Annotated in this window: 5 protein-coding genes; 3 read left to right on the top strand and 2 right to left on the bottom strand. The window is 61.5% G+C overall.

Features of this window, described 5'->3' with window-relative positions; genetic code table 11:
• Positions 1 to 172 precede the first annotated feature (172 nt).
• Both U6037_RS00670 and U6037_RS00665 read left to right on the top strand, forming a co-directional pair.
• Complete coding sequence (locus tag U6037_RS00670) at positions 173 to 18,211, top strand: immunoglobulin-like domain-containing protein (RefSeq protein WP_322845465.1); 18,039 nt, start codon at positions 173 to 175, stop codon at positions 18,209 to 18,211.
• A gap of 149 nt (positions 18,212 to 18,360) precedes the next feature.
• A complete protein-coding gene (locus tag U6037_RS00665) occupies positions 18,361 to 18,699 on the top strand; it encodes a hypothetical protein (RefSeq protein WP_007918987.1) in 339 nt (112 codons plus the stop codon).
• Between the two features lie 213 nt (positions 18,700 to 18,912).
• Here the strand turns inward: U6037_RS00665 and lapD are convergent, their stop codons facing one another.
• A complete protein-coding gene (gene lapD / locus U6037_RS00660; protein ID WP_322845464.1) occupies positions 18,913 to 20,859 on the bottom strand; it encodes a cyclic di-GMP receptor LapD in 1,947 nt (648 codons plus the stop codon).
• 14 nt (positions 20,860 to 20,873) lie between these two features.
• On the bottom strand, positions 20,874 to 21,566 hold the full coding sequence (lapG, locus tag U6037_RS00655; protein ID WP_322845463.1) for a cysteine protease LapG: 693 nt from the start codon (positions 21,564 to 21,566) through the stop codon (positions 20,874 to 20,876).
• Between the two features lie 197 nt (positions 21,567 to 21,763).
• Here lapG and U6037_RS00650 point away from each other — a divergent pair, with 197 nt between their 5' ends.
• On the top strand, positions 21,764 to 22,474 hold the full coding sequence (locus tag U6037_RS00650) for a GntR family transcriptional regulator (RefSeq protein WP_322845462.1): 711 nt from the start codon (positions 21,764 to 21,766) through the stop codon (positions 22,472 to 22,474).
• Positions 22,475 to 23,211: the final 737 nt, after the last annotated feature.

Genomic DNA, 23,211 nt, shown 5'->3' with positions numbered 1-23,211 from the left:
AGAAGGTCAATAGTTTGGCATAAAGTTAATAGCGAAAGAATCTAGCCAAAATATTGACGATTAGACGCGTCAAACTTGTTTCGCAAATTTTTAAAGTACGTCCAGACTGAATCGGCGCCCATGCCGTCAGGTCCATGGAAGTCAACTGAACGTGACACCCGGAGAGTCTTCAATGAGCAGTGTTGTTGCCATCGTCAAAAGCATTGTCGGTCAGGTATTCGTGGTGTCACCAGAGGGCGTGCGCCGCGTACTCGTTGAAGGCGATCGCCTGTTTGTCGGCGACCAGATCGACACCGGCCTCTCCGGCGCCGTGTCGCTTGAATTGGCTGATGGCCGCACCCTCGATCTGGGCCGCGAAACCCAATGGAGCGCCAACGCGCCCGACTCCAGCACTGACCTGGCCGAAGCCACCGCGCAGGCTGCGCCGTCGGTAGCAGAATTGCAGCAAGCCATCGCCGCCGGTGTCGACCCGACTACCGCTCTGGATGCAACTGCTGCCGGCCCGAGCGCCGCGGGCACTGGCGGTGCCGCCGGGGGGGGGCACAGTTTCGTGATGCTCGACGCCACCGCTGGCCGCGTTGACCCGACCATTGGTTTCCCGACCGCAGGCATCAATTCCGCCGGTCAGGCCGCGCAAAACATTACCGGCGGCCAGACCACCGACACCACCACCAACGCCCTGCGTGAATCGACCCTGAGCCTTAGCGCTACGCCGAGCATCACTGAAGCCGGCGGCGTGCTGGTCTATACCGCGACCCTGACCCAGGCGCCACTGACCGACCTGACCATTACCCTGTCCAACGGCGCGGTGATCGTGATTCCTGCCGGTTCCACCACCGGCACCGTCAATGTGCCGCTGGCGCCGAACGACACGGTTTATAACGACCCAAGCCAGATCGATGTGACCGTCACCGGCACCACCGGCGGCAACGGCATCACCGTGACGCCGCCGACCACCCCGGCCACGACGCAAGTCACCGACACCATCGACACCACCACCGTCACTCTGACGGCGGGGCCGAGTGTCACCGAAGGCGGGCAGATCACTTACACCGCAACCCTGACCAACCCGGCACAAACGCCGGTGACCGTCACCCTGTCGAACGGCTCGACCATCACCATCGGCGCCGGCCAGACCACTGGCACCGTCAACGTGCCGACCCCGGCCAACGACGTCTATAACAACGGCAGCACCGTCACCACCACTATCACTGGTGCGACTGGCGGCAACTTCGAAAACCTGGTGCCAAACCCGACGCCAGCGGTGACCACCATCACCGATTCGATCGACACCACCAACCTGACCCTGACCGCTACCGGCACAGTGGTCGAAGGTGGCCAGATCACCTACACCGCGACCCTGACCAACCCGGCGCAAACCCCGGTGACTGTCACCCTGTCGAACGGTTCGACCATCACCATTGAGGCTGGCCAGACCACCGGCACCGTCAACGTGCCGACAGCGGCCAATGACGTCTACAACAATGGCGGCACTGTCAGCACCACCATTACCGGCGCTACTGGCGGCAATTTTGAAAGCCTGGTGCCGAACACTACGCCAGCCACCACCACCGTTACCGATTCGATCGACACCACCAGCGTCAGCCTCACCGCCACCGGTACAGTCGTCGAAGGTGGCCAGATCACCTACACCGCGACGCTGACCAACGCCGCGCAAACACCGGTGACGATCACCCTGTCGAACGGCTCGACCATCACCATTGAAGCCGGCAAGACCACTGGCTCCGTCAACGTGCCAACCGCGGCCAACGACGTTTACAACAATGGCAGCACCGTCAGCACCACGATTACCGGCACCAGCGGCGGCAATTTCGAAAACCTGGTGCCGAACACCACGCCAGCAACCACCACCATTACCGATTCGATCGACGACACCAACCTGTCGCTGACAGCCACCGGCAGCGTGGCTGAAGGTGGTTCGATTGTTTACACCGCGACCCTGACCAACCCTGCCGGCACCCCGGTGACCGTTACCCTGAGCAATGGCTCGGTGATCACCATCGATGCGGGCAAAACTACTGGCACCGTGACCGTTCCGGCGCCTGCGGATGATGTCTATAAAGACTCCGGCAAAGTTGAAGTGACCATCAAGGACGCTTCCGGCGGCAACTTCGAGAACCTCGTGCCGAGCACCGTTCCAGCCGTTACCGAAGTGACTGACACCATCGACACATCGACCGTGAAACTGACGGCCGACACCTCGGTCGCTGAGGGTGGCACCGTCACTTACATCGCTACCGTTGGCGCGCCGGTGACCGGCTCGCCTGTCGTTGTGACCTTGGCCAACGGCCAGAGCATCACCATCGAAGTCGGCAAAACCACGGGAACCGTGACCACCACCGCGCCGAATGACGCGTTGACCGGCAATGCGCCGCTGACCAATTCGATCACCGGCGTTTCCGGTGGTAATTACGAAGATCTTGTGGCCGACAAGACCCCGGTTTCGACCGCCGTTACCGATGTTACCGACACCACCAACCTGTCGCTGAGCGCAACTGGCTCTGTGGCTGAGGGTGGTTCGATTGTTTACACCGCGACCCTGACCAACGCAGCCGGTTCGCCGGTCACCGTGACCCTGAGCAACGGCTCGGTAATCACCATTGAAGCCGGTAAAACCACCGGCACCGTGACCGTCGCAGCGCCTGCCGATGACGTCTACAAGGACGCCGGCAAAGTCGAAGTCACGATCACGGATGCAACTGGCGGCAATTTCGAGAACCTGGTGCCGAGCACCGTTCCAGCCGTCACCGACGTGACCGATACCGTCGACACCACCACAGTCAAACTGACCGCCACCGAGTCGGCGGCTGAAGGTGGCATCGTCACCTACACCGCCACTGTTGGCGCTCCGGTGACCGGTTCACCCGTTGTGGTGACCCTGGCCAACGGTCAGAACATCACTATCGAAGTGGGTAAAACCACCGGCACCGTAACCACTCCTGCACCGAATGATGCGCTGACCGGTCACGCACCGATCACCAACGCGATCACGGGCGTGAGCGGCGGCAATTACGAAGATCTCGTCGCCGACAAAACCCCGGTCAGCACCACTGTTACTGACACCACTGACACCACCGACCTGACGCTGAGCGCGACAGGCACCGTGGCTGAAGGCGGCCAGATCACCTACACCGCGACCCTGACCAATGCCGCAGGCTCGCCAGTCACGGTGACCCTGTCGAACGGTTCGGTGATCACCATTGAAGCCGGTAAAACCAGCGGTACCGTGACCGTCGCGGCCCCAGCCGATGACGTCTACAAGGACGCCGGCAAAGTCGAAGTGACTATCAAGGACGCCACGGGCGGCGACTTCGAGAACCTCGTTCCGAGCACCGTTCCAGCCGTCACCGACGTCACTGACACCATCGACACCTCGACCGTCAAACTGACCGCGACCGAGACCGCTGCTGAAGGTGGCACCGTCACCTACACCGCAACTGTCGGCGCGCCAGTCACCGGTTCGCCGGTCATCGTGACCCTGGCCAACGGTCAGACCATCACCATCGCCGTCGGCCAAACCACCGGCACCGCGACCGCCACCGCACCGAACGATGCGTTGACCGGCCATGCACCGCTGACCAACTCGATCACCAATGTGACCGGCGGCAATTACGAGAATCTCGTCGCCGACAAAACCCCGGTCAGCACCACCGTGACTGACACTACCGACACCACCAGCCTGACGCTCAGCGCCACCGGCACCGTGGCTGAAGGCGGCTCGATCGTTTACACCGCAACCCTGACCAACCCGGCTGGCACCCCGGTAACCGTGAACCTGTCGAACGGTTCGGTAATCACCATTGAAGCCGGTAAAACCACCGGCACAGTGACCGTTGCTGCACCTGCCGATGACGTCTACAAGGACGCCGGCAAAGTCGAAGTCACTATCAAAGACGCGACTGGCGGCAACTTCGAAAATCTGGTGCCAAGCACCGTTCCAGCCGTGACCGACGTCACTGACACCATCGACACCTCGACGGTGAAACTGACCGCGACCGAAACCGCTGCTGAAGGCGGCACCGTCACTTACACCGCGACTGTTGGCGCGCCAGTGACCGGTTCGCCTGTCGTCGTGACCCTGGCCAATGGTCAAAGCATCACCATCGACGTCGGCAAAACCACCGGCACCGTGTCGACCACCGCTCCGAACGATGTGCTGGCCGGTCACGCTCCGCTGACCAACTCGATCACCAACGTCAGCGGCGGCAACTACGAAAACCTGGTCGCTGACAAAACTCCGGTCAGCACCACCGTGACCGACACCGTCGACACCACCACCGTTTCGCTGACCGCCACCGGCAACGTCAACGAAGGCGGTTCGATCGTCTACACCGCGACGCTGACCAATCCGGCCGGCACGCCGGTAACCGTGACCCTGAGCAACGGTTCGACCATCACCATCGACGCCGGCAAGACCACCGGCACCGTGACCGTTCCGGCGCCAGCCGATGACGTCTACAAAGACGCCGGCAAACTCGAAGTGACCATCAAGGAAACCTCGGGTGGCAATTTCGAAAACCTGGTGGCCAATCCGACGCCAGCGGTGACCAACGTTGCCGACACGATCAACACCACGCACCTGACCCTCAGCGCTGAAAGCTATGTGCTCGAAGGCACGTCGATCACGTACACCGCGACCCTGACCAACGCCGCGCAAACGCCGGTGACCGTCAACCTGAGCAACGGCCAGACCATCACCATCGAGGCCGGTAAAACCAGCGGTTCGGTGACCATCGCCGCACCGAGCGATGACGTCTACAAAGACGTCAGCAAGCTCACCGTGACCATGACCGATGCCACTGGCGGCAACTTCGAGAAGCTCGACGTCAGCAAGACCCCGGTCAGCACCACCGTCAATGACACCATCGACAAAACCACGCTGACCCTCAGCGCCAGCGACACCGTCAGCGAAGGTGGCCAGATCACCTACACCGCGACCCTGAGCAATCCGGCCGGCACTGCCATGACCGTGACCCTGGCCAACGGCGCAGTGATCAACATCGCTGCCGGCGCCACCAGCGGTTCGGTGAACTTCGCTGCGCCTGCCAATACTCCATACATCGACGGCGGCAAGGTACAGACCGCGATCGCCAGCCACAGCGGCGGCAACTTCGAACAGGTCGATGCCAACCGTTCGGCAGTGGTTACCACCGTGACCGACACGGTCGACACCACCAATATCAGCCTCAGCGCCACCGCTTCGGTCGCCGAGGGCGGCTCGATCGTCTACACGGCGAGCCTGACCAACCCGGCAGGCACGGCGATGACCGTGACCCTGAGCAACGGTGCGGTGATCAACATTGCCAAAGGCGCGACCTCTGGCACCGCTACCGTCGCCGCACCGGCCGATGACGTCTACAAGGACGCTGGCAAGGTCGATGCGAGCATCACCAAGACCACCGGCGGCAACTTCGAGAACCTGGTGGTCGACAAAACCCCGGCGGTCACCGACGTGACCGACACCATCGACAACAGCACTGTTTCGCTGACTGCCACCGCCAGCACCAGTGAAGGCGGCGTGGTGGTTTACACCGCTTCCGTCACCGCGCCGGTGACCGGTTCGCCGGTTGTCGTGACCCTGTCCAACGGCCAGACCATCACCATCCCGGTCGGCGCCAGCAGCGGCAGCGTCAACTTCACCGCACCGAACGATGCCCTGGCCGGCGGCAACACGCTGAGTGTGAAAATCGACGGCGCCAGCGGCGGCAATTACGAAAATCTCGTGGCCGACAAGACCCCGGCCGTGACTTCGGTGACCGATACCGTCGACACCACCAACCTGTCGCTGAGTGCGACCGGCACCGTGGCTGAAGGTGGTTCGATTGTTTACACCGCAACGCTGACCAATCCGGCCGGTACGCCAGTCACCGTGACCCTGTCGAACGGTTCGGTGATCACCATCGACGCTGGTAAAACTACCGGTACCGTGACCGTCGCAGCGCCTGCCGATGACGTCTACAAGGACGCCGGCAAAGTCGAAGTCACCATCAAGGATGCAACGGGCGGCAACTTCGAGAACCTGGTGCCGAGCACCACACCAGCAGTGACCGACGTCACTGACACCATCGACACCTCGACGGTGAAACTGACGGCCGACACTACTGTGGCTGAAGGCGGCACTGTCACTTACACCGCTACAGTCGGCGCGCCGGTCACCGGTTCGCCAGTCGTGGTGACCCTGGCCAACGGCCAGAGCATCACCATCGAAGTCGGCAAGACCACTGGCACCGTGACTTTCACTGCGCCGAACGATGCGCTGACCGGTCAGGCGTCGCTGGGTAATTCGATCACTGGTGTCAGCGGCGGCAACTACGAAAACCTGGTGGCCGACAAGACCCCGGTTTCCACCACCGTCACCGACACCGTCGACACCACTGACCTGTCGCTCAGCGCCACCAATTCGGTCGCCGAGGGCGGTTCGATCATCTACACCGCAACCCTGACCAATCCGGCCGGAACGCCGGTGACCGTGACCCTGAGCAACGGCTCGGTGATCACCATTGAAGCGGGCAAGACCACCGGCACCGTCACCGTTGCGGCGCCTGCCGATGACGTCTACAAAGACGCTGGCAAGGTCGAAGTGACGATCAAGGACGCTACGGGCGGCAATTTCGAGAATCTGGTGCCAAGCACCGTTCCAGCCGTGACCGAAGTCACCGACACCATCGATACCTCGACCGTCAAACTGACCGCCACCGAGTCGGCGGCTGAAGGTGGCACCGTCACTTACACCGCCACTGTCGGCGCTCCGGTGACGGGTTCGCCAGTGGTCGTGACACTGGCCAACGGTCAGACCATCACCATCGAAGTCGGTAAAACCTCCGGCACCGCGACTACCACTGCGCCGAACGATGCGCTGAACGGCCACACGCCGTTGACCAATGCGATCACTGACGTGAGCGGCGGTAACTACGAGAATCTGGTCGCCGACAAGACCCCGGTTTCGACCACCGTCACCGACACCGTCGACACCACCAATCTGTCGCTGACCGCAACAGGCACCGTCGCCGAGGGCGGCTCGATTGTTTACACCGCGACCCTGACCAACCCGGCCGGAACGCCTGTGACCGTGACCCTGAGCAACGGCTCGGTGATCAACATCGAGGCGGGCAAAACCACCGGCACCGTGACGGTTCCTGCGCCTGCCGATGACGTCTACAAGGACGCCGGCAAGGTCGAAGTCAGCATCAAGGATGCAACCGGCGGTAACTTCGAGAACCTGGTGCCGAGCACCACCCCAGCGGTAACCGACGTCACTGACACCATCGACACCTCGACGGTCAAACTGACCGCCACCGAGTCTGCGGCTGAAGGTGGCACCGTCACCTACACCGCGACCGTCGGCGCGCCAGTCACCGGTTCGCCGGTTGTCGTGACCTTGGCCAATGGTCAGAACATCACCATCGAAGTGGGTAAAACCACCGGCACCGTGACCACCACCGCACCAAACGATGCGTTGACCGGTCATGCGCCGTTGACCAACGCGATCACCGACGTTTCCGGCGGCAATTACGAAAACCTTGTTGCCGACAAAACCCCGGTCAGCACCACCGTGACCGACACTGTCGACACCACCAACCTGTCGCTGACCGCGACTGGCACCGTGGACGAAGGCGGCCAGATCACTTACACCGCGACCCTGACCAACGCGGCTGGCTCGCCGGTCACCGTGACCCTGAGTAACGGCTCGGTGATTACCATCAAGGCTGGTGAAACCACCGGCACCGTGACCGTCGACGCTCCGAAAGACGACGTCTACAAAGACGCCGGCACCGTTGAAGCGACCATCAAAGGCGCGACCGGTGGCGACTTCGAAAACCTCGTCACCAACACGGCTCCAGCGGTCACCACCGTCAACGACACCATCGACACCTCCACCGTGTCGCTGACTGCCACGGCGAACGTCGCCGAAGGCGAAACCGTGGTCTACACCGCGACCGTGACTGCACCCGTGACGGGCTCGCCGGTTGTCGTGAACCTGTCCAACGGCCAGACCATCACCATCGCCGTCGGTGAAACCACCGGCTCGGTGAACTTCGTTGCACCGAACAGCCCGTTGGCCGGCGGCAGCTCGCTGAGCGTGACCATCGACGGCGCTACCGGTGGCAACTACGAAAAACTCGCGGTCGACGGCAAGTCCGCCGACACCGCGGTTTCAGACACCACCGACACCACCAACCTGAACCTGACCGCGACCGATTCGGTAGCAGAAGGCGGTTCGATCGTTTACACCGCGACCCTGACCAACCCGGCGGGTACGCCGGTAACCGTGACCCTGAGCAACGGTTCGGTAATCACCATCGAGGCCGGCAAAACCACCGGCACCGTAACTGTTCCAGCGCCTGCCGATGACGTCTACAAAGACGCCGGCAAAGTCGAAGTGACGATCAAGGATGCAACCGGCGGCAACTTCGAGAATCTGGTGCCGAGCACCGTGCCGGCCGTGACCAACGTCACCGACACCATCGACACCATCACCGTCAAACTCACCGCGACCGAATCGGCGGCTGAGGGTGGCACCGTTACCTACACCGCCACCGTCGGCGCGCCAGTCACCGGTTCGCCTGTTGTCGTGACCCTGGCTAACGGTCAGACCATCACCATTGGCGTTGGCCAGACCACCGGCACCGCGATCACCACCGCGCCGAACGATGCATTGACCGGCCACGCGCCGATCACCAATGCGATCACCGAAGTGAGTGGTGGTAACTACGAGAATCTGGTCGCCGACAAGACGCCGGTTTCAACCAATGTCACCGACACCGTCGACACCACTAACCTGTCGCTGACGGCGACCGGCACCGTGGCTGAAGGCGGTTCGATCATCTACACCGCAACGCTGACCAACGCGGCGGGCTCGCCAGTCACCGTGACCCTGTCGAACGGCGCCGTGATCACTATCGACGCGGGCAAGACTTCCGGCACTGTCACCGTTCCAGCTCCGGCAGATGACGTTTACAAAGATGCAGGCAAAGTCGAAGCAACCATTTCGACCGCGACCGGCGGCAACTTCGAGAATCTGGTACCGAGCACCGTGCCGGCCGTGACCAATGTCACCGACACCATCGACACCTCGACCGTGAAACTGACGGCCGATACCTCCGTGGCTGAAGGTGGCACCGTCACTTACACCGCGACGGTGGGTGCGCCTGTTACCGGTTCGCCTGTGGTCGTCACCTTGTCAAACGGTCAGACCATCACCATTGGCGTTGGCCAGACCACCGGCACCGCGATCACCACCGCGCCGAACGATGCATTGACCGGCCACGCGCCGATCACCAATGCGATCACCGAAGTGAGTGGTGGTAACTACGAGAATCTGGTCGCCGACAAGACACCGGTTTCAACCAATGTCACCGACACCGTCGACACCACCAACCTGTCGTTGAGCGCCACGGGTTCTGTGGCCGAGGGCGGTTCGATTGTTTACACCGCGACCTTGACCAACGCCGCTGGCTCGCCAGTCACCGTGACCCTGTCGAACGGTGCTGTGATCACCATCGAAGCCGGTAAAACCACCGGCACCGTGTCTGTTCCAGCGCCAGCCGATGACGTCTACAAAGACGCGGGCAAAGTCGAAGCGACGATTTCCACCGCCACCGGCGGCAACTTCGAAAACCTGGTGCCGAGCACTGTGCCGGCCGTGACCGAAGTGACTGACACCATCGACACCTCGACCGTCAAACTGACGGCTGATACGTCGGTCGCTGAAGGCGGCACCGTCACTTACACCGCCACTGTGGGCGCTCCAGTAACCGGTTCGCCGGTCACCGTGACCTTGGCCAACGGCCAGAACATCACCATCGAAGTCGGAAAAACCACGGGCACCGTGACATTCACCGCACCGAACGATGCTTTGACTGGCCACGCTCCGCTGACCAACGCGATCACTAACGTGAGCGGCGGTAACTACGAGAATCTGGTGGCTGACACGTCTCCGGTTTCGACTAACGTCACTGATACCGTCGACACCACTAACCTGTCGCTGACTGCGACCGGCACCGTTGCGGAAGGTGGTTCGATCATCTACACCGCAACGCTGACCAACGCGGCTGGCTCGCCAGTCACCGTGACCCTGTCGAATGGCGCCGTGATCACCATCGACGCCGGCAAAACCACCGGCACCGTGACCGTTCCGGCTCCGGCAGATGACGTCTACAAAGACGCCGGCAAAGTCGAAGCAACGATCTCCACCGCTACCGGTGGCAACTTCGAAAACCTGGTGCCGAGCACTGTGCCGGCCGTGACCGAAGTCACCGATACCATCGACACCTCGACCGTCAAACTGACGGCTGATACGTCGGTCGCTGAAGGCGGCACCGTCACTTACACCGCCACTGTTGGCGCACCAGTAACCGGTTCGCCGGTCACCGTGACCTTGGCCAACGGCCAGAACATCACCATCGAAGTCGGCAAAACCACGGGCACCGTGACCACCACCGCACCGAACGATGCACTGACCGGTCAGGCACCACTGACCAACTCGATCACCGGTGTAACCGGCGGCAATTACGAGAATCTCGTAGCCGACAAGACCCCGGTTTCGACCACGGTCACCGATACCGTCGACACCACCAATCTGTCGCTCAGTGCGACCGGTTCCGTGGCCGAGGGCGGTTCGATTGTCTACACCGCTACTTTGACCAACGCCGCCGGTTCACCAGTGACCGTGACGCTGAGCAACGGCGCCGTGATCACCATCGAGGCCGGTAAAACCACCGGCACCGTCACCGTCGCAGCGCCAGCGGATGACGTATACAAAGATGCAGGCAAAGTCGAAGCAACCATTTCGACCGCGACCGGCGGCAACTTCGAGAATCTGGTACCGAGCACCGTGCCGGCTGTGACCAATGTCACCGACACCATCGACACCACCACTGTGAAACTGACGGCGACAGAGTCGGCAGCTGAAGGTGGCAACGTCACCTACACCGCGACTGTCGGCGCACCAATCACCGGCTCGCCGGTTGTCGTAACCCTGGCCAACGGTCAGACGATCACCATCGGCGTCGGCCAGACCACCGGTACCGCGACCACCACGGCGCCAAACGACGCATTGACTGGTCATGCTCCACTGACCAACGCGATCACTGACGTAACAGGTGGCAACTTCGAAAACCTGGTGGCCGACAAGTCCCCGGTATCGACCAATGTTACCGACACCGTCGACACCACCAATCTGTCACTCAGCGCTACCAATTCGGTTGCTGAAGGTGGTTCGATCGTTTACACCGCGACCCTGACCAACGCCGCTGGTTCGCCAGTGACCGTAACCCTGTCGAACGGCGCCGTGATCACCATCGACGCCGGCAAAACCAGCGGCACCGTAAGCGTTCCGGCCCCGGCTGACGACGTCTACAAAGACGCCGGCACCGTGCAAGCGACCATCAGCACCGCCACCGGTGGCAACTTCGAAAATCTGGTACCGAGCACTCTTCCAGCCGTCACCAGTGTCACCGACACCATCGACACCACCACCGTGAAGTTGACCGCCACTGAGTCGGCGGCTGAAGGCGGCAACGTTATCTACACCGCTACCGTCGGCGCGCCAGTGACTGGCTCGCCGGTTGTGGTAACTCTGTCGAACGGTCAGACCATCACCATCGGTGTTGGCCAGACCACTGGCACCGCGACCACTACCGCACCAAACGATGCGTTGACTGGTCACGCACCGCTGACCAACTCGATCACCAACGTCACGGGCGGTAACTACGAAAACCTCGTGGCCGACAAGACGCCAGTTTCGACTAACGTCACTGACACCGTCGACACCACCAACCTGTCGCTGTCCGCGACTGGCTCCGTGGCCGAAGGTGGCTCGATCGTCTACACCGCGACCCTGACCAACGCCGCTGGCTCGCCAGTCACCGTGACCCTGTCAAACGGCGCCGTGATCACCATCGATGCCGGCAAAACCACCGGCACCGTGACCGTTCCAGCGCCAGCCGACGACGTCTACAAAGACGCCGGCACCGTGCAGGCCACGATCAGCAACGCCACCGGTGGCAACTTCGAAAACCTGGTGCCGAGCACGACGCCAGCAATCACCAGTGTTACCGATACCATCGACACCACCACAGTGAAACTGACCGCGACCGCCACTGCCGCTGAAGGCGGCAATGTCGTTTACACCGCAACCGTCGGCGCGCCAGTGACTGGCTCGCCGGTTGTGGTAACTCTGTCGAACGGTCAGACCATCACCATCGGTGTTGGCCAGACCACTGGCACCGCGACCACTACCGCGCCAAACGACGCATTGACCGGCCACGCACCGCTGACCAACTCGATCACCAACGTCACGGGCGGTAACTACGAAAACCTTGTGGCCGACAAGACGCCAGTTTCGACTAACGTCACTGACACCGTCGACACCACCAACCTGTCGCTGTCCGCGACTGGCTCCGTGGCCGAAGGTGGCTCGATCGTCTACACCGCGACCCTGACCAACGCCGCTGGCTCGCCAGTCACCGTGACCCTGTCCAACGGCGCCGTGATCACCATCGACGCGGGCAAAACCACCGGTACCGTGACCGTTCCAGCCCCGGCCGACGACGTCTACAAAGACGCCGGCACCGTGCAAGCGACCATCAGCACCGCCACCGGTGGCAACTTCGAAAACCTGGTGCCGAGCACTGTTCCCGCCGTCACCAGCGTCACCGATACCATCGACACCACCACCGTGAAACTGACGGCTACCGAGTCGGCGGCTGAAGGCGGCAATGTTGTCTACACCGCTACTGTAGGCGCGCCGGTTACCGGCTCGCCGGTTGTCGTGACCCTGGCCAACGGTCAGACCATCACCATTGGCGTCGGCCAGACCACCGGCACCGCGACCACCACCGCACCGAACGATGCGTTGACCGGTCATGCGCCGCTGACCAACTCGATCACCAATGTGACGGGCGGCAACTACGAGAACCTCGTGGCCGACAAAACCCCGGTCAGCACCAACGTGACCGACACCGTCGACACCACCAACCTGTCGCTCAGTGCGACCGGCTCCGTAGCCGAGGGCGGTTCGATCGTCTACACCGCAACCTTGACCAACGCCGCTGGCTCGCCAGTGACCGTCACCCTGTCGAACGGCGCCGTGATCACCATCGATGCCGGTAAAACCACTGGCACCGTGACCGTTCCTGCACCAGCGGACGACGTCTACAAGGACGCCGGCACCGTGCAGGCGACCATCAGCACCGCCACCGGTGGCAATTTCGAAAACCTGGCGCCGAGCACGACGCCGGCTATCACCAGCGTCACCGACACCATCGACACCACCACTGTGAAGCTGACGGCAACGGCCACTGCGGCAGAGGGCGGCAACGTCGTGTACACCGCGACCGTCGGCGCGCCAGTCACCGGTTCGCCGGTTGTCGTGACCCTGGCCAACGGTCAAACCATCACCATCGGCGTCGGCCAGACCACCGGCACCGCGACCACCACCGCACCGAACGATGCGTTGACCGGTCATGCACCGCTGACCAACGCGATCACCAACGTGACCGGTGGTAACTACGAAAATCTGATCGCAGACAAAACCCCGGTCAGCACCACTGTGACCGACACCGTCGACACCACCAACCTGTCGCTGTCCGCAACCGGCACCGTGGCCGAGGGTGGCCAGATCACCTACACCGCGACCCTGACCAACGCCGCTGGCTCGCCAGTCACCGTAACCCTGAGCAACGGCTCGGTGATCACCATCGACGCCGGCAAAACCACTGGCACCGTGACCGTTCCAGCGCCAGCCGATGACGTCTACAAAGACGCCGGCAACGTCCAGGCCACGATCAAAACCGCCACGGGTGGCAGCTTCGAAAACCTGGTGACCAGCACCACGCCAGCCGTGACCAGCGTCACCGACACCATCGATACCACCACGGTGAAACTGACCGCGACCGGCACAGCGGCTGAAGGCGGCAACGTCGTCTACACCGCCACCGTCGGCGCAGCCGTGACTGGCGCGCCTGTTGTCGTGACCCTGGCCAACGGTCAGACCATCACCATCGACATCGGCAAAACCACCGGCACCGTGACCACCACCGCACCGAACGATGCGTTGACCGGTCACGCCCCGCTTACCAACTCGATCAGCAACGTCACGGGCGGCAACTACGAGAATCTCGTCGCCGACAAAACCCCGGTCAGCACCACCGTGACCGACACCATCGACACCACCAACCTGACGCTGTCCGCGACCGGCACCGTGGCCGAAGGTGGCCAGATCACCTACACCGCGACCCTGACCAACGCCGCTGGCTCGCCAGTCACGGTGACCCTGAGCAATGGCTCGGTGATCACCATCGAGGCTGGTAAAACCACTGGCACCGTGACCGTCCCGGCTCCGGCCGATGATGTCTACAAAGACGCCGGCAATGTACAGGCAAGCATTACCGGCACCAGCGGCGGCGGCTTCGAAAATCTGGTGACCAGCAATACACCAGCTGTTACGAGCGTCACCGACACGATCGACACCACCACGGTCAGCATCACCGGCAGCAGCTCGGTGACCGAAGGCCAGACTGCCAGCTACACGGTCAGCCTGAATCACCCTGCGCAAACCGAAGTGACCCTGAAAATCGTCTACAGCGGCACCGCCGCCGACGGTTCGGACTTCACCGGTGTGTACACCGTGAAGATCCCGGCAGGTGCGAGCAGCGCGCAGTTCAACGTTGCGACCATCGATGACAAGATCACCGAAGGCACCGAGAACTTCGTGGTCAAGATCGATTCCGCCACCGGCGGCAACTTCGAGAACCTCGCGGTCAGCAGCACCAACGGCAGCGTCAGCACGTCGATTATCGACAACGATGCGCCGCCGGTCATCGACCTGGATGCCAACAATTCCAGCGGCGCCACCGGTGCCGACTACAAGGTGACTTTCACCGAAAACACTCCGGGCGCGGGCGTGTCGATTGCCGACACCGATATCAAGATCACCGACCCGGACAGCACCATGCTGACCGGCGCCACTGTAGTGCTGACCAACCGTCAGGACGGCGATGCGCTGAACCTGGGCAACAGCGTCAACGGCATCACCATCAATGCCAACAGCACCAACGGCACCGTGACCCTGACCTTGTCGGGCAACGCGACGCTGGCCGACTACATGCAGGCGATCAAGAACATCAGCTTCACCAACAGCAGTGAAGATCCGAGCACCGTGCCGCGCATCATCACCGTGACGGTGACCGATGGCGGCAACTACTCCAACACCGCGACCACCACGGTCAACGTGGTGGCGGTCAACGACGCGCCGGTTGCTGCACCGAGCAATGTCACCGGCACCGAAGACACGCCGCTGGTGCTCGGCTGGTCGACTTTCGGTGTGACCGACGTCGACAGCCCGGCCAGCAGCCTGGGTATCAAAATCACCCAGCTGCCGGGCGAAGGCAAACTGCAGTACCTGGACGGTTCGACCTGGAAAGACGTCGCCAACAACCAGACCTTCAGCAAGGCTGACATCGACGCGGGCAAGCTGCGCTTCCTGCCGGATGCCAACGAGTCGGGCGTCAACGGTTACGGCGGCACCGGCCTGGGCAACAATCAGGCGGATTACGCACAGATCAAGTTCCAGCCAACCGACGGCCAACTGCTGGGCAACACCGGCACCGTGAAGATCGACATCACGCCAGTGGCGGATGCGCCGACCGTGGGCGTGGCCGACAACAGCGTGAAGTCCACCGGCCTGATCAAGGAAGTCTGGACCGGCCTCTCGGGCCTGGGCACCAACGGCAATGGCGCGGATTCGACCACGTTGAAAAACGTTATCGACGGCGCCGGTACGCCGAACAGCAGCACTAACGTGAACAACGTCCAGTCTGACGGCAGCGTGACCGCCGGTACGGCGTCGAAGACTTCCGGCCTGATCTACCTGGAAGCCGGCAAGACCTACACCTTCAGCGGCATCGGCGATGACAGCCTGTTGGTCACCATCGGTGGCAAGAATGTGGCCTCGACCACGTGGGGCGTGGGCGGCAACCTCAACGGTTCGTTCACCCCGACCACCAGCGGTTACTACACCCTGGACATCTACCACCACAACCAGAGTGGCCCGGGCAGCTACGACGTCAACCTGTCGGTCAACGGCAGCACGCCGATCGACCTGAGCAGCACCGGCGTACCGATCTACACCGGCGTGAAGGATCTGGTGAATTCGGGCGTGACCGTCTCCGATCTGCACGGCACTAACGGCGAAGGCTATTACGACGGCTACAAACTCAACACCGGCGCCGAAGGCACCACAGTGAAACTGTCGGCGATCACCACCGCACTGACTGACACCGACGGCTCGGAAACCCTGAGCGTGAAGATCAGCGGTGCACCAGTCGGCTCGGTGCTCAGCGATGGCGCGGGTCACACCTTCACCGTCACCGCCAGCAGCGGCGACGCCAACGTCACTGGCTGGAACCTCGGCAGCCTGACCGTGACCCCACCGCCGTACTACAACGGCCAGTTCAACCTGACCGTGACCTCGACCTCCACCGAAATGGTCGGCGGTTCGGCCAGCAGCACCGCGACCATTCCGGTCACCGTGGTGCCGGCGGTCTACAACGCCATCGTCGCGACTTCGGGTGACGACACCTTCAGCGGCACCGATGGCAACGACATCATGGTCGCCGACATCGGTGGTCTGACCGTGGTGCCGGGCACCAACTACAACATCGCGTTCATGGTCGATAGCTCCGGCAGTATGAGCAGTTCGTCGATCAGCGCAGCCAAGGACTCGCTGACGTCGGTGTTCAACACCCTCAAGCAGAGCCTGGGCGGCAGCAACTCGGGCACGGTGAACATCTTCCTGGTGGACTTCGATACCCAGGTCAACAAATCGGTGTCGGTGAACCTCAACGATCCGAATGCGCTGACGCAGCTCAAAGCGGTGCTGGACTCGATGAGTTCCGGCGGCGGCACCAACTACGAGGACGTGTTCAAAACCACGGCCAACTGGTTCCAGAGCGCCGACGCTGTGGCCAACACCGGGGCGAAGAACCTCACGTACTTCATCACCGATGGCCAGCCGACCTACTACCAGAGCGGCGAGCAGACCAACCCGACGCTGTACGGCAGCGTGAAGTTCGATAGCGTAGTGACCACCAGCAATTACAAGCTGGGCGACACCTTCAGCACCTATATCGACAACACGCATTACCTGAGCATCAACGCCAGCGGAATTGCCCAGTTGCAGACCTACACGGCCCGTTATGGCTGGAGCACTACCAATCTGGGTACCGTTCACGCGCAGGGCGATGGCACTTACGAGCTGTCGAGCCTGGCGGGCAGCGGCAGCAGCACCACCTCGACCACCACCGACAACTCGACCAGCAGTTTCGCGTTGCTCAGCGGCCTGTCCAACGTTGAAGCCATCGGCCTCAATAGCGGCGTCAGCCTCAACGACCTGAAGCCTTACGATTCGGACAAAACGCCACAAACCAACATCGATCCGAAGGATCTGGCCAACTCGATCATTGGCCACACCGAAGCGACGCTGCCGGGCAACGACACCGTCAGCGGTGGCGACGGCAACGACATCCTGTTCGGCGACCTGGTGAGCTTCAACGGCATTGCCGGTGAGGGTTATCAGGCGATGCAGGCGTTCGTCGCGCAGCAGACCGGCGTCGACGTCAGCAAAGTCACCACCAGCAACGTGCACCAGTACATCACCGAGCACTATCAGGCGTTCGATGTGTCCGGCGCGCACGACGGTAACGACACGCTGTTGGGTGGTGCGGGCAATGACATCCTCTTCGGCTCGGGCGGCAACGACCTGCTCGATGGCGGCAAGGGTAATGACATCCTGCTCGGCGGCACCGGCAACGACACGCTGATCGGCGGTCAGGGTAATGACATCCTCATCGGCGGTTCGGGTGCCGACACCTTCGTCTGGAAGGCGGGCGACACCGGCAACGACGTGATCAAGGACTTCAAGGCCGCCGACGGTGACCGTATCGATCTGCGCGATTTGCTGCAGGGCGAGACCGGCAGCACCATCGACAACTTCCTGAAGATCACCACGGTCGACGGCACGTCGTCGCTGCAAGTCAGCTCGGCGGGCAAGTTCAACTCCGGCGACGCTGCTGCGGCCACCCCGGATGTGACGATCAAACTGGAAGGCAACAACTGGTCGAGCGCCAACATTCACAACCTGATTGCCGGCAGCGACCCGACCATCAAAGTCGACCACAACAACAGCTGATACATGAACAAAAACGGCCGCCCTTCTGGGGCGGCCGTCACGTTTGCGCCTACCGCGACGGTGACGATTACGTCGCCGCACCGCATACTCGCGCGCAGTTGGCTATGCTGCTGACAGCATGACGCTGGTTCATTTCCGAGGGATGCTCAATGTTTTACGTGCAACGCGATGCGCAAGGTCTGTTGATTCGCGTGGAAGCCGCGGCCTACGCCGAGGCCACGGAAACGCTGCCGGCCGACAGCCATGAAATCCAGGCCTGGTTCGCCAATGAAGTGGTGGAAACCAGCCTCAAACAGCTCAAGCAGAGCGACTTTGAAATGATTCGGGTCCTCGACGACCTGATTCAGGTGCTGACCCAGAAAGGCGTGATACGCGTCACCGACCTGCCACCGGCGGCTCAGGCCAAACTGATGGACCGGACCCAGGCGCGTGAGGCGTTGGGCGGACTGAGTCAGCTGATCGATGAGGATGAGGGCGGGTTGATCTGATTTCTTCGGATCAAAGGCCGACCCTCACCCCAGCCCTCTCCCGGAGGGAGAGGGAGCCGACCGAGGTGTCTGGCGTCATACATCGACCTGAGAAATCGAGTCGATTATGGATTCAGCGCAAATCGCTCACGTCGGCGTATTGCGTCAATATCCCACGGTCAGTCCCCTCTCCCTCTGGGAGAGGGCTAGGGTGAGGGTTGCTTTGGTGATGACTCACCGCCAAGGCTTCGGCTCACCCAACAACTGACCCTGAACCCCATACAAGCCCATCTCGCGAATCACCGACAACTCGCCTTCCGTCTCGACCCGCTCGGCAATCAGCGGCAAATCAATGCTGTGCGCCGCACGCTGGATCGCTTCGATAAACAAGCGTTTGTCACTCTCCTGATCGATCGCACGAATGTAGCTGCCATCGATCTTCAAGTACGCCAGCCCCAGCCGCGCCAGGTTGCCGATCATGCTGAAGCGCCCACCAAAGCGCTGCAGGCTAAGCGAAAAGCCGAGTTCACGCAGACGCCGGGTCAACTGCTCCAGCACGGCTTGCTCCGGCAATTGTTCCTCACCGATTTCCAGAGTCAGGCGCGCGCCAAGATTGGAATGCGCGCGCAGAATCTCGAAAATTTTATTCAGCGCCTGCGGATCAGCCAGGGTCGCCGAGGACAGGTTCAGCGCCAGCGAATCCTCATGCTCTTTCATCTGCTCGAGCACGCGCTCGAGCATCAGCCGATCCAGGCGCGCGGTCCAGCCGAAGCGCTCCAGCCACGGCAGGAAGCGCCCGGCCGGAATGGTCTGGCCCTGATCATCGAGCAAGCGCGAAAGCACTTTGTAATGCAGCACCAGTTGCGTGTCGGCGGCAGCCACCACCGGTTGGAAATACAGCTCGAAACGCTGCTGACTCAAGGCCTGATCAAGCAAGCGGTGCCAGGCGTGGTGATCGTCGCCGACATCCGCCGTCAGGCTCTGATCGATGCAGGCCCAGTTCTGCTCGCCCTGCCCTTCGGCTTGCGCCAGCGCCTGATCGCCGAGCGTCAGCACCTGTTGTGGCGAATCGCCGTGGGTGAATGGCGCCAGACCGATCGACGCCACGGCCGCGACGTCGGTAGCGCCGGTGGCGTGCAAACTGCTCAAGGCATTGTCGAGATTCTGCGCCAGTTGCAGCGCTTCCTCGCGGACCAGTCCCGGCGCCAGTACGGCGAATTCACCGCCACGAATACGGGTGACGAGGTTCTGCGTTTCCGGGTACTTGGCACACTCGCGGGACAACTGTTCGCCGACCGCTTTAAGAAATTCATCGGTGCGCTGACCGCCCAGACGCTGGTTGAGCCCGGCCAGATCCTTGACCCGCAACAGCAGCAGATAACCGGAGCTGGCCTGCTCCGGGTTGCTCACCCGGTTGTTCAACTGCATCTCGAAATAACGCCGGTTGGCCAACCCCGTGAGGTTGTCCTGATAGGACTCGGCGCGCAGTTTTTCACTGCGCTCGGCCTGCTCCTGGAATAGCGCCTTGAGCTTTTCGACCATCTGGTTCATCGCCTGCACCACGCGACGCAACTCGGGCGTGCGCGGCAGATCCGGCAAGCTGAGGAATTCACGACGGGCGATGGCGTGGGATTGCTTGACCATATAATCCAGCGGCTTCAACTGCCGGCGCAGCAACAGCGCGCCGAGCACCGCACTCACTGCGCCGCAGATCAACAGCCAGCCAAGGCTGCCCAACGCGCTCTGCCACAGTTTGGCCACGGCGAACATCGGATGGCTGACCACCTCGACCCGCGCCGCCTGCTCCCAGCCACGGCTGACCAGCGCATCGCCACCGGCCGGCTCCAGGCCAATCAGTTTGACGAACCAGTCCGGCACGTTAGTGACGGCCGGAATGCCGCTGCGCTCGACAATCGTCTGATCGGTCTTCAGATCGACCACGCGGATGCTCGCGTAATAACCGCTGTCGAAAATCGAGCTGACCAGCAACTCGACCATCGCCGGGTCGTCGATATTCGGTGTCAGCGACAAGGCCAGCGCCGTCGCGGCGTCCTGGGCGTGGGAGCGCAACTGATTGACGTACTGGGTGCGCGAGCTCTCCAGACTGACCATGAAGCTGCCGGTGAAGGCGACCACCAGGAACAGACAGATAGCGATCAACAGCTGTTTGAACAAAGACATCTGAGCGCGTGCTCCTAGTTAGTCGTCTCGACCGGGAAACCTTCGGCCTGCATTTTCTTCAAGACATCCTGCCAGCGTGACAGGCGTTTGGTATCACCGACCTTCTTGTTGCCCTTGGCCCCCGGCAAATACAGACCTTCGGCATTGAAAGAGTAGACCGGCAGCAAATCGGTTCGCTGCGACGCCGGCTGGATCGGGTCGATCAGGCTGTCGAGCACCAACGGCATGGCATCGGGGGTGGCATAGTAAGTCAGGACCATGTGCGCGCGGTTCTGGCGCAACGCTTTGACATAGGTGATGCGCAGCTTGTCACTGGAAACCCCGAGGTGGCGCAGACTGAAATACTTGGCGATCGCGTAGTCTTCGCAGTCACCGGCGCCCTTCCACAGCGCTTCGATGGGGGTTTCCCAATAATCGACCTCGTGCCACAGGTCGATGTCTTCGACGTAGCGCACCTGTTTGTTAAAGAACAGGTTCACCACTTTGAGCTTTTCCATTTCGCTGACCTGTTTCTGCGTGGCCAACAGGTTCTGCCAGGCATCGATACGCTGCTGGCCGGCGCCCAGTGGCCCGTAAAGTGCCGTGGCTTTGCGGCTGATCGCGGAAAAATCCCAATCGGCATGCAGGCCGCCCAGCATCATGCCGGCCAGCAACAATGCGCAGCCTAGCCAGCGCAGCGTCCGAGGGATCACGAAACGTACCGCCACAGCAGGTTTCCAGAGGGCAGGAAGGAAAGCGTTTGATGGTGAAGCTTAGCCCGGCAAAAAACAATGGCACCATGAGATCATCTGCGGCACGCTAAACTTCAGTTGCCAGCGCAATGTTTTACAAGGTTTGACAACCTGTAGAGCAATCACTAGTGTCATTTGGATCCAAATCAGGCCGACATACAGGGTGCGTAGTCGTGACACAGAAGCCCAAACCGCTGCACAGCATTAAAGTCGACGGACCGATTCCTGCGCATCTGGCCCGTTCAGTGATCGAAGAAACCCTGCGCTCGGCAATCCTCGATGGGCGCCTGCCCTGCGGCACCGCCCTGCGTCAGCAGGATCTGGCCGATCTGTTCGGCGTCAGCCGCATGCCGGTGCGCGAAGCCCTGCGCCAGCTCGAAGCCCAGGAACTGCTCAGCGTTACTGCGCATAAAGGCGCAGTGGTTGCGCCGTTGATTCAGGGCGATGCCACTGAAACCTACGAGTTGCGCATCCTGCTCGAATCCGAAGCCATGCGGCAGTCGGTTCCGCTGTTGACCGCTGCCGATCACGCACGCGCGGCGGCTTACATCGATGAGCTGGAGGCGCAACACGACTACACGGAAATCGGCCGGCTCAACCGTCTGTTCCACATGGCCCTGTACAGCAAAGCGCCCAACAAACGCTTGCTGCGGCTGGTCGAAGACGGACTCAACGAAGAGGAACGCTTCCTGCGTTTCAACCTTGAGGCCATGGGTCTGGGCAAATTGTCCCAGGACGATCACCGGGCGATGCTGCAAGCGGTGCAGGATCGCGACACCGACCGGTCGATCAAACTCCTTGAGCAACACCTCAATCGGGGCGTCGAGGTGATTACCCGCTATCTCGCCACCCCCGCCGCACAAAGCCGCCAAGCCGCGCGCTGAACGCGTAGCTGCCCGCGAATCACCCGCTTACAAATCCCCAAGCGATCTGCCAGCCCTCGGGTGGGCGGATCCGCGTGCCCGCTCTAACCTCCCTGCGCCGCTGAGTCCGAAATTGCACCTTGCCGGTGACGAATCGGTAATAGCCGTGGCGGTCATTTACCCGCACTCTTGAACGGCCAACCCCATAAAGAACGGGCGACGCGCCGTCCTGACGGCGCAGTCCCCGCACCAGGAACCTACGGAAGGAGCCTTGCCACGGGAAAAAGGAAGTCATGGCGCGGGGTCACGGCCAACTTCCGCCCTTTTAAATCATTCAACTCTTATTACTGGAAAGTTGCTTCGAGTGAGGCATTCACTCTTGTCGATCAATTTTGGCCGTTATTCGCCGAAAGGAGCTTCTACGCCCAAATAAAACTTCCGCCAGAAATTTTATCGGTATTACTCAACTTCAAAAAACAGCCAACTTAAAATAATTGAAAATATACTTGTTAAACACTTTGGCGGTGTATTAGTTTTTCCCCGCCAAGTGTGAACTTCACCGTTCACTTCGGCAGCGGCCCAATGCCTGCGGCACAGCAGCAGCGCTTTATGGGCAGGCATGTCAGCGCTATATCAGCGCCGTACTTATCTTGCAGAAAGAAAGGCTGTCGTTCGCCGAAAAAACCAGCAAGTCGTCGTTTCATTGTTTGCGCAGTTGCCAGAACAGTTCCATTCAACATCAACGATAAAGGACATCA

Source organism: Pseudomonas sp. B33.4, assembly GCF_034555375.1.
Lineage (GTDB): Bacteria > Pseudomonadota > Gammaproteobacteria > Pseudomonadales > Pseudomonadaceae > Aquipseudomonas.
The sequence above is the reverse complement of the archived record's forward strand: the minus strand, read 5'-3'. Positions and strand labels throughout refer to the sequence as shown.